This is a genomic window from Agrobacterium sp. P15N1-A (genome assembly GCF_044626815.1).
GTDB lineage: Bacteria > Pseudomonadota > Alphaproteobacteria > Rhizobiales > Rhizobiaceae > Agrobacterium > Agrobacterium leguminum.
In genome coordinates this window covers 313,007-328,623 of sequence record NZ_JBIUPF010000003.1, presented here as the reverse complement: position 1 = coordinate 328,623, position 15,617 = coordinate 313,007, and the positions used below count along the sequence as shown (strand labels likewise).

Genomic DNA, 15,617 nt, shown 5'->3' with positions numbered 1-15,617 from the left:
AGTTACCGCGGGTTTCTTCTCCCCGAGGGGGAGAAGGTGGCCCGAAGGGTCGGATGAGGGGGCAACGTCAGCGATTGACAGCACCCTTGCCCCCTCATCCCGCTGCCGCGACCTTCTCCCCGGCGGGGAGAAGAAGCTCGCGGCACCCGCTCGTTCCATATGCAGTCGTTATTAGTCCGGCCAGCGCAGCATGCCGTCGAAGCGGTGGCGGCTGCGGTCTTCGAACGGCGTGGCGATCACCTCGTTGGAGGCACGCGCCTTGTCCAGCTCTTCCGCTAAGCGAGAAGCCACGATGGTTTCCTGGCCGGGATGCAGGTTGCAGGGGTCGAGATAGAAATAACGGTGTTCCACCTCGTGATCGCGGGCAATGATCGGCGGATTGCCTCTGGCCAGCGCCGTCGTCAGGTCCCATGCCGTGATATGGGCTTCTTCGGCATCGATGATGACGCGAAGCCGGTCGAGCGGGTTATTGGTCGGGTCGGGCTCGATCAGCGCCGTCACGCCGGGGCGTCCATCCAGCGTCTTTTTCCAGAGGTTGAGATAGCCGGTTTCACGCTCGCGGATGCCGTCATGGTCACGCTTTTCCCAGGCTTCCAGCGCCGCCATGACGCCATAAATGCTTTCCTTGCCAACCTTCATGCCGCGGCCGATGCCCATATTCTGGAGGAAGGCATTGCGCACCAGTTCCTTACTTCCGGCGACGATGCCGGAAGTGGGACCGCCAAGGAACTTGTGGCCGGAATAGAGGACAACATCCGCGCCCGTCGCCAGAAACAGCTCCAGGTCATATTCGGACGCCGCATCGACGATAACAGGAACGCCCTTGGCATGGGCAATCTCGACGAATTCGGAAAGGTGCAGCAAACCGTAATTCACCACATGGTGCGAGACGACATAGACCGCCGCCGCCGTCTTTTCGGTGATGGCGTTTTCCATGTGGAAACGATGGGTCGATGTCGCCTGCCCGATCAGCACCACCTTGCCGCCGCCGAGGCGGATTGCCTGATCCACCGGCGCGCCATAGCTCACCACATGCCCCATTTGCACCAGAACTTCGTTCTTCTCAGGCGCGACATCGGGCAGCTTTTCGATGGCCAGCAGATTATTGCCGGTAATGGCGCCCGCCACCGCAAGGCTGATGCCGGAGGAGCAGGACGCCGTGACGAAACCGGCCTCGCCGCCCGTCAGCCGTGCAATGATCGCGCTCGCCTTGCGTTGCAGATCATTGATTTCGACGAATTGCGGCAGGATGGTCGCCATGGCCTGAACGGCCTCGGGAACGACAATCGACGCGCCGAGCGAGGTCATGGTGCCCGAGACGTTGATGACCGGGCGAAGGCCGATCCTGCTTCTGATATCCTCGGTCATGTCTTTCTCCTGTCTTTGCGATGCGATAGGCATCGACATATATGCCATAATAATGTAATAGCTTCTCAAAACCATGAGGAGCCAAAATTGGACGCCCATAGACTGGACGAAATGCCTTCAACCGCCGCCTCTCCCACGGAGGAAAACCCGGACGCGAAGACGGCCAAGCGCTCGCGCGTCAGCGGCATCGACCGTGCGCTGCAGGTTATTGATTACCTTTACGAAACCGGATCGCCAGCCGGCGCTTACGCGATTGCCAAGGCGATCAAGGCGCCACTTTCCACCGTCTATGTGATCATCGACGATCTCGTCGAAAAGAACATGCTGGCACGTAGTGCCGATGGCAATATCTGGCTCGGTGCGCGGCTTTATCACTATGGCCTCGCCTATGCCCGCTCGCTGGATTTCATGGGTGTCGCCACCCACGAAATGCACGATCTGTGCCGCCATGCGGGTGAAACCGTGCAGCTTTGCGGCCGCGATGGCGACCATATGCTGGTGCTTGCCATGGCCGATGGTCCGAGCCATTTTCAGGTCGCATCGCGTGTCGGCACCCGTGTTCCCCTGAACTGGACGGCATCCGGCCGCCTGCTCGTCGGTCATTTGCCGGAGGCGGAGCGTGTCGAACTGTTCAAGCGCTGCGCCCGCACCTCGCCCACCGGCCGCGCGGAAATCAACCCGGAGACCCTGTCGCAATCGGCAGGTGCCGCTTTCCATGACCGACTGTCGATACAGGTCGCCGAATCCGATTACGCCGTCGCCTGCATCGCCTCGCCGATCTGCGACAACAGGGGCGAATGCGTTGCGACGATTTCCATCGTGCTGCCGGAACAGAAGGTGCTGGCGGACGAAAACCATTACACCGAACAGGTCAGGGTCTCGGCAGAACGGATCGAAAAGCTGATGGGCTGGCGCAACCATTAAACGGCCTCACCCCTTGAGCGCGACGATGGCTTCGATCTCAACGGTGATGTTGCCCGGCAATGAGCCGAAACCCACGGCGGAGCGGGCATGTTGTCCCGCATCGCCGAACACATCGATGAAGAGATCGGAGCAGCCATTGATAACGCTCGGGTGATCGCGGAAATCGCTGACGGCATTGACCATGCCGAGCAGCTTGACCACTTTTTTCACCCGCGACAGATCACCCAGCGCCTCATGCATGACGGCAAGTAGATTGATGCCGGTGAGACGCGCATGGTTATAGGCCTCTTCCAGCCCGATTTCCGCGCCCACCTTGCCGGCATAGAGATGGCCGTTTTCTTCCCGCGGCCCCTGGCCCGAGAGATAAAGCATGTTGCCTTCCACCACATGGGTGACGAAATTGGCAATTGGCGGCGGCGGCGGCGGCAGGGAGATGCCGAGCGCAGCGAGCCGGTCATAGGGCGAGAGGTGCCCTTCTGCATCAAGCGAAGACTGTTTCACGCGAATTCCTCATAATGCCGGGACGGGTATCCCGTAATGTCTGCGGAAGGCGGAGGGTATGCCCCGCCATTCCATTCGGGTTCAGCGCCAGGAATAACCATGGCTGTGGCGCACCAGCTTGCGCGCCCTTGGAATATAACGGCTGGCGGCAATCGCTTCCGTGCCGATGACCGCGTAACGCGGCTCGAACAGACGCGTCAGGCGCGCCACATCGCCATTTGAATCGGTCGCTTCCATATCTGAATCCACGAGATCGAAAATGGTGAAGTCGGCGCACTGGCCAACATCGAGACGGTTTTCCATATCGAGGCGGATGACGGAGGCCGGATTGCGAGTAACGGCCTCGATGACATTTTCGAAGGGCATATCGACCGACAGCAGCTTTGACATGGTCGTCGCCAGATCCCAGACCGGGAAATTCATCGAATGGCCATGCAAATCCGTCGAGATCGAGAACGGCAACAGACCGCGTGCAATTGCCGCTTCCGCCACCTTGAAGGAGAAGGAGGCGCCGCCATGGCCGATATCCAGCCGGATGCCTTCACCGGCGCAGCGTTCGGCAAGGTTGAACAGGTCCTCGTCTTCCATGATGCTGGAGCCCGACTTGCCGTTGAAGCAATGGGTCACGACATCACCGGGGCCGAGAATTTCCAGCACCTCGTCATAGAGTGCCGGCGGTTCGCCCACATGCACCATCATCGGCACTTTCAGGATCTTGGCGATCTTCTTGCCGAGCTTGACCGGCGTCACACCCCAGGAGCCGGTGATGACATGGCTCGCCCGCACCTTCAGGCCGACAATATGCTCGCTGTTTTCGGCGTAACATTCGAGAATGCGATCAAGGTCGATATCCTTGATGTCGCGCAGTTCCGGCACCCGGTTGCAGGCAACAAGGCCGATGGAACCGAGATTGAGGAAGGCCTTGATGCGCTCTCTCGAGGGTTCGATGATATATTCGCGGAAACCGTGGAAATTCGCCTCGCCCGCCGAACCGGCATCCACCAGCGTCGTGACGCCGCGTTCCGCCCCGCATTCGGAGGGGCGGATGGAGATATCGGTGCCGCCGTGCCAGATATGCACGTGCAGATCCACCCAGCCGGGCGAGATGAAGGCGCCCTTGGCATCGATACGCTGTGCATCCGCAGGCGCCTGCAGGGCAGAGCCTACCGCGGCGATCTTGCCGTCGCCGCCGATCAGAATATCGGTCGAGGCCTGGGACGCCCCCTTTCCGAAACCGACAGGTTTGACATTGGTGAGAAGAATGGGAGCTTGAAGAGGCGCTTTCGCCTGTTCGCCTGAAGTCATCTTACAAATCCCTTCGCAGTCTTGGGTCGAGCATGTCCCGCAGCCCGTCGCCGACCATTTGCAGCGACAGCACGGAAAGAATGATGGCAAAGCCGGGGAAATAGGTCATCCAGTCAGCCTGACCGATATACTGGCGGCCAGCGGAGATCATGGTTCCCCAGGTGGGTATCTCGGGGCTAACACCGAGCCCCAGAAACGAAAGCCCCGCCTCGGCCAGCATGGCGCTGGCGAAAAGGAAGGTGCATTGCACGAGGATGGGCGAGACCAGATTGCGCAGCACATGCCGCGTCATGATGTGGAAGGTGGAAATGCCAAGCGCCTTCGCCGCCTCCACATAGGGCAACTCGCGGATCACCAGTGTCGAGGCGCGGACGATGCGGGCAAGGCGCGGCGAATAAACGACGGCAAGCGCGATGATGACAGTCGTCAGCGACGGGCCGAGTGCCGCCACCAGCGCAATCGCCAGCAGAATATCCGGAAAGGCCATCATCGCATCGATCAGGCGCGCAATCGGCGTATCCAGTTTCTGGAAGAAGCCGGCAAGCAGGCCGAGCGTGATGCCGATCAGCGCCGAAAGCGCCACCACGGCGGCCCCGACCAGAAGCGACAGCCTTCCGGCATAGATGGTGCGGGAAAACACGTCGCGGCCGAACTCGTCGGTGCCGAACCAGTAGATTTCACTCGGCGGCTTCAGGCGGTTCACGATCGACAGTTTCGACGGCGAATAAGGCGCAATCATCGGCGCGAAAACGGCAAGCAGCACGAAGACGACGAGAACGATAAGACCGGCAGCGACCGTCTTGCGCTTCAGGAGACGCCGAATGAAAAGGATGGTCGGGTTGCGCGCCGGCGGGGTGGTGGAAACAATATCGGCCATCAGTAACGAACCCTCGGATCGACCAGCAGGTAAAGCATGTCGATTGCAAAATTGATGAGCACGTAAAGCCCGGCGATGATGAGAAGCGCACCCTGAATGACCGGATAATCCCGCCGGAGTACGGCTGAGACGACAAGATTGCCGACGCCCGGCAGGCCGAAGACGGTTTCCGTCACCACTGCACCGGAAATCAGCACGGCGGCGGTGAGACCAAGCACGGTGAGGATGGGAATGAGCGCATTCTTCAGCGCATGTTTCATCACCACCCGGCGCTCCTTGACGCCCTTGGCTCTGGCGGTGCGGACATAATCGTCACCGAGAACATCCAGCATCGAGGCGCGGGTAAAGCGCAGAATGAGCGCGGAGGAAACGAGGCCGAGCGCGATGGCCGGCAAGGTCAGGTGATACATGCGCTGCAAGAAGCTGGCACCCGGCCCGCCATAACCCGAAACCGGAAACAGATCGAGCCGCACGGCAAAGACCTGCATGAGGATGAGACCGAGCCAGAAGCTTGGAATGCTCGCCGCCAGCATTGCAATGGTGGTGGCTGCCTGATCCACGAAGGAACCGCGCCGGTAAGCGGCGTAGATGCCGACGGGCAGCGCGATGACGCTGGCAATCAGCAGCGAAAAGATCGTCAGGAAGAAAGTCGGCTCCGCCCGGTCCAGCAGTGCCGATCCAACCGGCATGTTGAGGAAGATCGACTGGCCGAGATCGCCCTTCAGCAACTGGCCGATATAATAGACATATTGCACGCCAAGCGACTGATCGAGACCGAGCCGGGTGCGCAACTCGGCAATATCCTGCGCCGAGGCATCCGGCCCCAGCATCACGGCGGCCGGATCTCCGGGAGTGACGCGCAGGATGACGAAAACGATGGTGACGACGAGGAACATCACCACGATCATTCCTGCAAGTCTTTGGAAAATATACCGTATCACGTATGAAGGCTCCAAGGCGCGTGATTGCCGCTATCAGGCGACGGTTGAACCGAGTTGCTTAAAGATCGACTGCTCACTTGCGTCATGCCGGATTAGATCCGGCATCCAGCCACCACGCGTCCGCGTGGTGAAAAGGTCTCATGCGATCAAGGACTTGATCGCGCTGGACCCCGGCTCAAGGCCGGGGTGACGGCATGCGGTGCCGGTCTTATTTCGTAACCGAAGCGTTCCAGAAGTAAGGCCATGGAGCCGGATCGACGCCTTCCAGCTTGTTGGACTTGGCCGCCACGGCATTGAAGTCGCCGATCTTGATGAGCGGCAGCTCGGCATAGATCGTTTTCTGCACATTGGCCCAGAGCGCGATACGCTTGTCCGGATCGGCTTCCGAGGTGAAGGCGTCAACCGCCGCCTTGCGCGCCGGCGTATCCCACCAGCCCGGCGAGCCGGTGGAGAGCGCGCCGATGAGCGCCGGCTCCGGCAGGAAGGGGCTGTGGGTGATGTAGATATCCCAGAGCTTCGGGTCGGCGCGGCGCTGCGTCAGCGTCGCCCAGTCCACCACCTGCATATCCACCTTGAAACCGGCAAGCTTCAGATATTCCGCCGCGACCTGCGCCATCTTGTAGTGGAACTCATACTGGCGGCTGGTGAGGATGCGCAGCGGCTCGCCGTTGTAACCGGCCGCCTTCAGCTTTTCGGCGGCGGCTTCCGGATTGCCGAGATTATAATTGCCCTCGACGCCCTCTTCCGAATGCCAGGAGAAATTATCGGGATAATAGGCGCCATCGAGCGCATAGAAATCCGTACTGCCGAAAGCGGCTGCCAGCATGTCTTCCATGTTCAGCGCTTCGGTCACTGCCTTGCGGACCTCCAGCTTGGAAGAAAGCCCCTCCTTCGTGTTGAACACGAAGACCGGATAACCAAAAGGCTTCAGCATCAAAGGCTGCGAGGCAGACGACGACTTCACCTTGTCGAAGGATTCCACCGGAATGGAATCGACATAGTCATATTGCCCGGAAACGGCGGCTTCGACGCGGGTATTCGGATCGGGCACCGGAACGAAGCGGATTTCATCGAGATATTGATGGCGTGCGCCGCCATAACCGTCGCTTTCGCCATCGCGGGACTTGTAGCCATCGAAGCGGACGAGCTGGATATACTGGTCGGCCTTGCGTTCCTTCAGCATATAGGGGCCGGTGCCGATGAATTCGGCCATCGGCTCCGCCTGCTTTTCGGCCGGCAGGATGATGGCGGCGGAATTGTTGAAGGCGAGCAGCGAGGCGAGCGGTGCATAGGGCTGCTTGAGGGCGATCGTCACCGTTCCGGCATCCTGTGCGGAGATATTGTCGATAAAGCCGGCTGCCTGTTTGCCGCGCGAGGCGACCTTCATCCAGCGGCCGAGCGAGGCGACGACATCTTCAGACGTCATGTCGCTACCGTCATGGAACTTGATGCCCTGCCTGAGCTTGATCGTGTAGGTTTTGCCGTCCGCACTGATCTCGGGCAGGCTTTCCGCCAGAAGCGGCGTAACCTTCCAGCCCTTGTCGAAGGTATAGAGCGTTTCGAAAATATGCTGCGTGACGATGCCGACGAGATCGGCGGTAGACGCCATGGGATCGAGCGTCGGCGGCTCGCCGATCGTGGCGACGTTGATGACGCCGCCCTTCTCCGCAGCCATCATTACACCGGGCGCCAATATCAAAGCGGCGGTGGCGAGAAATGCAAGTTTACGTCTCATGGTCAAGCTCCCAGCTTTTATGTGTTCCATTATTATGTTATATGCATCTTTATAACAGAATATCTCGATAAGACGCCTTGTCAATGACAATGCGGCACGATGATGGGTTTCCATGATCGGCGAAACGCAAGACAGGTCTTTGCGAAAGAAGGCGGCATCGTTTAAGGCAATGAAAAAACGGGAGTTTCGCCAAAAATACGGCGCGCCGTGACATCCATCTCTTCCGGCTGGGAGAGAGGGAATGACGACCGGATTTTGACTGCAAGGGAAGAAAAGGAATTAAGAAGGTTGGATATTTCGCATTTGCGAACAAAGTGCTATTAAAGAGCGACTAACGCTAGGCCACCACAGACATACCCGCATATTCTTATTAATCGTTACGTTATTTGACGCCGCCAGCCGTGTTTTCAAGGGCTGCAGACAGACCTGATATTCTACGCCGCCAAACTTTATTCCATGGCGGAACATTAATTTTTATTACGTTGAAATTATTGAGGAAATTATGAAGACGGCAATCGTGCATGACTGGCTCACCGACAGAGGCGGGGCCGAAAAAGTGCTTCACAACCTTCTTGAGATTTATCCTCACGCGGATCTGTACTGCCTTGTCGATTTCATGAGCGAGCGCGACCGGGGTTTTCTCGGTGGCCGTCCCGTCAACACCTCCTTCATCCAGAAGCTGCCTTTCGCCCGGAAAAAATACCGCTCCTATCTGCCGCTGATGCCGCTCGCCATCGAACAGTTCGATCTGAGCGGCTACGACCTCGTTATTTCCTCGAGCTATGCGGTCGCCAAGGGCGTCATCACCGGCCCGGGCCAGTTTCACGTCTCCTATATCCATAGCCCCATCCGCTACGCCTGGGACCTCCAGCACCAGTATCTCAAGGAAACCAGGATGACGCGCGGCTTCACCTCATGGATCGCGCGCGCCATTCTTCACTATATCCGCATGTGGGACATCCGCACCGCCAACGGCGTCGACCTGATGACGGTCAACTCCAAATTCATCCGTAACCGGGTGCGCAAGTGTTATGGCCGCGATTCCACCGTGATCTATCCGCCGGTGGACACCTCCCATCTTTCCCCGTCCGAGCTTAAGGGTGACTATTTCGTCACGGCGTCGCGGCTCGTGCCCTACAAGAAAGTGCACCTGATCGTGGAAGCCTTTGCAAAGATGCCCGACAAACGGCTGGTCGTCATCGGCGACGGGCCGGACATGAAACGCATCCGCGAAATCGCCACGCCGAATGTGGAAATCCTCGGTTTCGTTGGCAATGACGAGCTGCACAAATACATGGCCGAGGCCAAGGCCTTCGTTTTTGCGGCAGAAGACGATTTCGGCATCGTGCCCGTCGAATCCCAGGCGCTCGGCACCCCGGTCATCGCCTATGGCAAGGGCGGCGTGCTGGAAACCGTCGTTCCGCTCGGCGCCTCCAACCATCCGACCGGCCTTTATTTCGGTGAGCAGACACCGGAGGCGATCTGCGCCGCCGTACAGGAGTTCGTCGACAATTCCGACCGCTTCGACAAGAACGCCTGCATCAACAATGCCGCCCGCTTCTCACGCGAGCGTTTCCTGCGGGAATTCGCGGATACCGTGAATTTCGCACTGGCTGAGCGGGCATGACGGGCACATAAAGACATTTACAAAACAAATGATTAGTCTTCACGTAAGCCAGCAGCAAAAGAAACCGCGCAAGCGTGACAAAACTGCACTAGCGCAATGCAGCAATCAAAGAGATTATGGCAGCCAACTGAATATTGAAGCGTAACAATACTGACACCGTCAGGGGACTTGAACATCGTGCCGCGCCCTGAATTTTTCGGCGCAGTTGAGCGATGATGAACTTGAAGCATCGTCTGAAATTGGGCATATGCCTGATAGGGGACGTAAACATCCCGGGATGCGATTCCGCTGAACGGATGTAATGCCGGTTTGGATTTCCTTTACCGGTGTCATTTATGAAGTGCTTATTTTTAAAAACTTATACGATGTCCGGATTATTTCTGCTTTTCGGACGGAATTGATTTCGAGGACCAAATGCGTTTATTGAATGTTTCGATTCTGCTTGCCTCTGCAGCACTGGCGGGTTGCACCGTTACTGCGGCCTCCGGCCCAGATGCAGCTTCGATCGAATCTAACGCTTCCGTGAAATTCGCCTCCAAGGACAAGCAGAAAACCGCCGGTGTCGACTACGCGCTGCTCGACATCAACAGCTCCGTCCTCAATTACGTCGGCGACACCACAACCACCACCCTGCTCGGCAGTTTCGGCGGCGGCAAGGGCGGTGTTCCGGCGCTGCCGATGGGCGTCGGCGACGTGGTGCAGGTCGCGATCTTTGAAAGCCAGGCCGGCGGCCTGTTCATTCCGAACGACGCGGGCAGCCGTCCCGGCAACTTCATCAGCCTGCCGAACCAGACCGTGGACCGGGAAGGCAATATCAGCGTTCCCTATGCGGGCAAGATCCGCGCCACCGGCCGCAACGTCGAGGATGTGCAGAGCGAAATCGAGGAACGGCTCGCCAACCGCGCCATCGAGCCGCAGGTTCTCATCACCAAGATTTCCAGCCGCTCCGCACAGGCTTCCGTGCTGGGCGACGTCAAGGAGCCGACGAAGGTTCAGCTTTCGGAAGCAGGCGATCGGGTTCTCGACGTCATCTCCTATGCAAAGGGCCTCAGCGCCCCGAATATCGAATCCTATGTCACGCTGATCCGCCGCGGCAAGACTGCCCGCGTCAACTATAACCACCTCGTCAGCACGCCGTCCGAAAACATCTACGTGGTTCCGGGCGACACGATCATGGTGGAGCGTGAACGCCGCACCTACCTTGCCTTCGGCGCTTCGGGCCTCAACGGACGTTTCGAGTTCGAGGATGCCGATCTCAAGCTTTCGGATGCACTCGGCAAAGCGGGTGGACTGCTCGATTCCCGTGCCGATCCGGCTCAGGTCTATGTCTATCGTATCGTCAAGCGCGATCTTCTCGTGAAGCTCGGCATCAATACGTCGAAGTTCCCCGGACAGGATGTTCCGGTCATCTTCCGCGCCAATCTGCGCGATCCGTCGACCTTCTTCGCCGCCACGAAGTTCCCGATGCAGGATCGCGACATCATCTATGTCACCAACTCGCAAGCCACCGAACTTTACAAGTTCCTGGATCTCGTCGGCTCCGTACCGGCAACGACGGGCAATGTCGCCGAGGACGTGCTTGCGACCCGCAACGCCATCCGGGCCTTCTAATCGGAAGCTTTTCGCCGTTCATCCCAAAGCCGCCCCGGAAACGAGGCGGCTTTTTCTTTGGCCGGAACCAGCGGCGAAACGGGAACATGGCAAGCATTGCCTGGGGCATGAACCGAAACCGTCTGCCTCCTGAAAGGCAAGGGATATAGTGACGGTCATTGTCGCCGCCATTACAAAAGTTTAAGGTGATTTCGCAGCGCATTGGGTGTCTTGTGGGGGAAAGCTGCTCCCAAGGCTTACCGCACATGTTCGGGAAACATGTATCGCTCTCATTACGCGGAATCGTCAGATGAAACGTTTCTGGACCGCCCTCAGCGTTCTTGCCATCGCAGCCGCCGGTGCCTGGTATTTCAAGGATCGCCTGCCGCTCGATCAAGTCCCTTATCTCAAGCAATTTGCCAGCGTGTCTCCCAGGGCCGACGCCGAGACGGCGACGCAGCCCTCCCAAAGCGGCCAACCAGCCCGGCAGCAGGGACAAAGACAGGGCGGAGGGCGGCGCAATGGCGGGCCACCCACCGTCAGCACCATCGCCGTCGGCAAGGCGACGCTGCCGATGGATGCAACGGCGACGGGCTGGGCGGTTGCGGCCGACATCACCAATATCGCGCCGCTTCAGGCCGGCCTTGTCATGGAAATCGAGGCGAAGGACGGTCAGCATATCAAGGCGGGCGACCTTATCCTCAAGATGGATGACCGCATCGCCCGCGCCGCTGTCGACAAGGACAAGGCCAATATCGCCGCCGATCAGGCAACGCTGGAGCAGACGGAGGCCGCCTTCCAGCGCGCCGCCAACCTCGTCAAGCAGAGCGCGGAATCCCAGCAGGTGCTGGATCAGGCAAGGGCGGCGCGGGATAGCGCCAGCGCCAAGATCGATGCCGACAAGGCAACGCTTGCCTCCGACCAGGTGACGCTTGAACATATGGAAATACGTGCCCCCTTCGATGGGCGGCTCGGCGACATCAGCGTCAGCCCCGGCGCCTATCTCAGCGCCGGCGTCAATATCGTGACGATCACCAAATACGATCCGATTTCGGTCAGTTTCCGGCTTTCACAGCGCTATCTGCCGCAATTGCGCGAAGGCGTGGCGAAGGATACCGCAGTCGATGTCGACCCCGCGGCGACGGGGGGCGAACCGATGAGCGGCGTGCTGCGGTTCTACGACAATACGGTGGACCAGACCTCCGGCACGGTGCTGGCCAAGGCGGAATTCAAAAACGATCGTGGTCTTTTATGGCCCGGCCAGTCCGTCAATGTCACCGCGCACTTCGTTTCGGACGATGAAATGATCGTCGTGCCGACGGTCGCCGTGCGGCCGGGGCCGAAGGGCAATTTCGTCTATACCGTCGATAGCGAGCATCATGCCCATATGACACCGGTGGAAGTCGCCCGCTCGAATGGCGATCTTACCGCCATCGCAAGCGGTCTCAATGGCGGCGAGCACGTGATTATCGAGGGCCAATCCGAACTTGCCGACGGCCAGTTCGTGGTCGAGCAATTTTCCGACAAGGGTGGCGCGGCCGGCAATCTGGCCGCCAATATTCCGCAGGAAAAGGTTGGCGGCCAATGATCCCGAATTTTTGCATCAACCGGCCTGTCGCCACCACGCTTCTCGCCATCGGCCTGGTGCTGGCCGGGCTTGCCGGCTTCCGCCTGCTGCCCGTCGCCGCCCTGCCGAAGGTGGATTTCCCGACGATCAACGTTTCCTCGTCGCTCTCGGGCGCCTCGCCGCAAACCATGGCCACATCGGTCACCACACCGCTGGTCAAGCAGTTCGAGACCATTCCCGGCGTCAGCGAAATCAGCGCCACCAATACGCTCGGCAACAGCTCGATCGTGCTGCAGTTCGATCTCAACCGCGATATCGATGCAGCGGCGGCCGACGTGCAGGCCGCGATTTCGCGCGCGCAGCGGCAATTGCCAAGCAACATGACGACAACGCCAAGCTATCGCAAGACCAACCCGGCCGATGCGCCGGTGCTGCTGCTGGCCGTCAACAGCAAGGAAATGCCAACCAGCAAGGTGGATGAAATCGCCGAGAACATCATTTCTCCGCTTCTTTCCACCATATCGGGCGTCGCGCAGGTGAGCATCTATGGCGCGCAGACCTACGCCGTGCGCATCGGGCTCGATCCGGCCCAGCTTCAGGCAAGAGGGCTTGGCGTCGACACCGTCACCACCGCCATCGCCCAGGCGAATAATCAGGTGCCCGTCGGGGCGTTGCAGAACGACAATCAGCGCCTGACGATCGAGGCCGATACCCAGCGTACCAATGCGGCCGCCTTCCGCTCGCTGGTCGTCTCGACGAACAATGGCGCGCCGATCCATCTCGGCGATATTGCCAATGTCACCGACAGCATCGACAACACCAATGCCGGCAGCTGGTTCGACGGTGAACAGGCCATCGTTCTCGCCGTGCAGCGCCAGCCGGACGCCAATACGGTCGACGTCGTGGACGCCATCAAAGCCAAGCTGCCGGCGCTTCACCAGCAATTGCCGCCTTCGGTCAATATCAACGTCATGAATGACGCCTCGACCGCCATCAAGGACGCGATTTCGGACGTTCAGTTCACGCTGTTTCTCACCATCGGGCTGGTGGTTGCGGTCATCTATCTCTTCACCGGACACCTGACGGCGACCATCATTCCGGGCCTTGCCGTGCCTCTGTCTCTCATCACCGCCTTCGGCATGATGTATGTTCTGGGCTACAGCATCGACAATATCTCGCTGCTCGGCCTCACACTTTCGGTGGGGCTGGTGGTGGACGACGCCATCGTCATGCTGGAAAACATTCTGCGCCTGCATGAAAAAGGCCTGCCCATGCGCGAAGCGGCCCTTCAGGGCGCGGCGGAGGTCAGCAGCACCATTCTCTCCATGTCCGTCTCGCTGGTTGCGGTCTTCATTCCCATTCTGTTGATGGGCGGCGTTATCGGCAGGCTTTTCAACGAGTTCGGCATGGTCGTCACACTCGCGATCATGGCCTCGGCGCTGGTGTCGCTGACGGTGACGCCGATGCTCGCTTCGCGCCTCTCCGGCCACTCCTCCCGGCCGCCCGCCATCATCCGCTGGTTCGATGCGGGTTTCGAGCGCACGCTTCGTGGTTATGGCCGCGCCGTCGGCTGGTGCCTTTCCCATCGCCGCATCGTTTTGACATCGTTTCTCGCCTCGGTCGCGGCATCGCTCTATCTCTTCGAAACCCTGCCCTCCAGCTTTTTTCCCCAGGAAGATATTGGCCGCCTTTCGGTCTCCACACAGGCGCGTGAGGATATTTCCTATACGGCGATGCGCGATCTCCAGGCCCAGGTCGCCGATCAGATCCGCAAGAATCCGGCCGTGGTGCATGTCACCTCCATTGTCGGCGGCAATTCCCGCAATCCGCTGAACAACGGCTCGATGTTCGTTGAGCTGAAGCCCAAGGAAGAGCGGGCGCCGCTGAGCCAGGTGCTGTCAGAACTGGGGCAGGCCACATCGAAAGTGGCGGGCATACGCACCTATATCAATCCGCAGCAGAGCCTGCGTTTCGGCGGGCGCAGCTCCGCCAGCCAATACCAGCTCGTCGTTCAGGGCCTGAATGCCGACACGACCAATGAATGGTCGAACAAGCTGATGGAGGCGATGCGCCGCGACCACACCTTCACCTCCGTCACCTCAGATGCCCAGAACGGCGCGATCGCCGCGACGATTTCCGTCGATCCGGAAAAAGCCGCCGCCTTCGGCATCACCAATGACCAGTTGCGCAAGACGCTGGAAATGTCTTTTGGCGGTTATACGGCGGCACAGATCCAGTCGACCGGCGACAGCTACGACGTGATTGTGGAATTCGACAGTTCGAAACCGTGGAACGATGATTTCCTCAGCGATATCAATATTCTTTCGGCGAAATCGGGTGTTCTGGTTCCGCTTTCAAACTTCGCCACCCTCACCCGCACGCAGGCGCCTGTTACTATCAACCAGACGGGCCAGCTCGTCTCCACCACCATCTCCTTCAACCTGCCGGATGGCGTGGCGCTTTCCGATGCCACAAGCCGGATCGACCAGATCAAGAGCACGATAGGCCTGCCGCAGGATGTCTTCACCAGCTATGGCGGCACAGCGGCGATCTTCCAGCAGAGCCAGGGCAATACCGGCATCCTCATTCTGGCGGCGGTGCTGACCATCTATGTGGTTCTCGGCGTGCTTTACGAGAGCTTCATCCACCCGCTGACCATCCTCTCCGGCCTGCCGGCGGCGGCCTTCGGCGCACTGGTGGCGCTGAAGGTGATGGGCATGGATTTTTCGATCATCGCGCTGATCGGCCTGCTGATGCTGATCGGCATCGTCAAGAAAAACGCGATCATGATGATCGATGTCGCGGTGGAACTGATGCGCGAAAAGGCGGAACCGCCGGCAACCGCCATTCACGAAGCCTGCGTTCGCCGGTTCCGGCCGATCATGATGACGACCTTCTGCGCGCTACTGGGTGCATTGCCCATCGCGCTCGGTTCGGGCGCAAGTTCGGAACTGCGCCAGCCGCTCGGCATCGCCGTGGTCGGCGGCCTCATCGTCTCGCAATTGCTGACGCTGTTCATCACGCCTGTCATCTTCGTGGAAATGGACCGGTTCGGCCGGTTCCTCACCGGGCTGTTTTCCCGTCGGAAAACAGCGGAAAAACACGCCGAACCGCAAAAGCCGGAAGGGACAGGCGAACCGGACTCCGTTGCCGCCTAAGGCATCTCACGTAAACATGTCAAA

General features: G+C 59.4%; 11 protein-coding genes. 5 read left to right on the top strand and 6 right to left on the bottom strand.

Annotation, left to right across the window (positions count from 1 at the left end; translation table 11 throughout):
* Positions 1-171: 171 nt before the first annotated feature.
* A complete protein-coding gene (locus ACIK7D_RS13385; protein WP_400156540.1) occupies positions 172-1,368 on the bottom strand; it encodes an aminotransferase class V-fold PLP-dependent enzyme in 1,197 nt (398 codons plus the stop codon).
* Positions 1,369-1,455: 87 nt separating this feature from the next.
* Between ACIK7D_RS13385 and ACIK7D_RS13380 the strand changes: the two genes are divergently transcribed.
* Positions 1,456-2,292 (top strand): IclR family transcriptional regulator, encoded by an 837-nt coding sequence (locus ACIK7D_RS13380; protein WP_400156539.1) that lies wholly within the window; start codon positions 1,456-1,458, stop codon positions 2,290-2,292.
* A gap of 6 nt (positions 2,293-2,298) precedes the next feature.
* On the opposite strand, the gene ACIK7D_RS13375 is transcribed toward ACIK7D_RS13380, so the two are convergent.
* The 5 genes from ACIK7D_RS13375 to ACIK7D_RS13355 all read right to left on the bottom strand — a co-directional run bounded on the left by ACIK7D_RS13375 (position 2,299) and on the right by ACIK7D_RS13355 (position 7,651).
* Positions 2,299-2,793 (bottom strand): RidA family protein, encoded by a 495-nt coding sequence (locus ACIK7D_RS13375; RefSeq protein ID WP_020011822.1) that lies wholly within the window; start codon positions 2,791-2,793, stop codon positions 2,299-2,301.
* An 81-nt stretch (positions 2,794-2,874) separates the two neighbouring features.
* Positions 2,875-4,098, bottom strand: a complete 1,224-nt coding sequence (locus ACIK7D_RS13370; RefSeq protein WP_400156538.1) for an amidohydrolase/deacetylase family metallohydrolase — start codon at positions 4,096-4,098, stop codon at positions 2,875-2,877.
* A 1-nt stretch (position 4,099) separates the two neighbouring features.
* Entirely contained in the window at positions 4,100-4,975 is an 876-nt protein-coding gene (locus ACIK7D_RS13365) for an ABC transporter permease (protein ID WP_065117645.1), read from the bottom strand.
* Complete coding sequence (locus tag ACIK7D_RS13360) at positions 4,975-5,916, bottom strand: ABC transporter permease (protein ID WP_400156537.1); 942 nt, start codon at positions 5,914-5,916, stop codon at positions 4,975-4,977. The genes ACIK7D_RS13365 and ACIK7D_RS13360 overlap by 1 nt, the downstream gene beginning before the upstream one ends.
* 208 nt (positions 5,917-6,124) lie before the next feature.
* Positions 6,125-7,651 (bottom strand): ABC transporter substrate-binding protein, encoded by a 1,527-nt coding sequence (locus ACIK7D_RS13355; RefSeq protein WP_400156536.1) that lies wholly within the window; start codon positions 7,649-7,651, stop codon positions 6,125-6,127.
* A gap of 502 nt (positions 7,652-8,153) precedes the next feature.
* On the opposite strand from ACIK7D_RS13355, the gene ACIK7D_RS13350 reads away from it, so the two are divergent.
* The 4 genes from ACIK7D_RS13350 (at position 8,154) to ACIK7D_RS13335 (ending at position 15,593) form a co-directional block, all read left to right on the top strand.
* Positions 8,154-9,278, top strand: a complete 1,125-nt coding sequence (locus tag ACIK7D_RS13350) for a glycosyltransferase family 4 protein (protein ID WP_400156535.1) — start codon at positions 8,154-8,156, stop codon at positions 9,276-9,278.
* A 414-nt stretch (positions 9,279-9,692) separates the two neighbouring features.
* Positions 9,693-10,889 carry a polysaccharide biosynthesis/export family protein gene (locus ACIK7D_RS13345; protein WP_003519875.1) on the top strand — a complete coding sequence of 399 codons (1,197 nt, stop codon included), beginning with the start codon at positions 9,693-9,695 and terminating at the stop codon, positions 10,887-10,889.
* A 289-nt stretch (positions 10,890-11,178) separates the two neighbouring features.
* Complete coding sequence (locus ACIK7D_RS13340; RefSeq protein ID WP_135397357.1) at positions 11,179-12,456, top strand: efflux RND transporter periplasmic adaptor subunit; 1,278 nt, start codon at positions 11,179-11,181, stop codon at positions 12,454-12,456.
* On the top strand, positions 12,453-15,593 hold the full coding sequence (locus tag ACIK7D_RS13335) for an efflux RND transporter permease subunit (protein ID WP_400156534.1): 3,141 nt from the start codon (positions 12,453-12,455) through the stop codon (positions 15,591-15,593). Before ACIK7D_RS13340 ends, ACIK7D_RS13335 begins: the two co-directional genes overlap by 4 nt.
* The last annotated feature ends 24 nt before the right edge of the window (positions 15,594-15,617 follow it).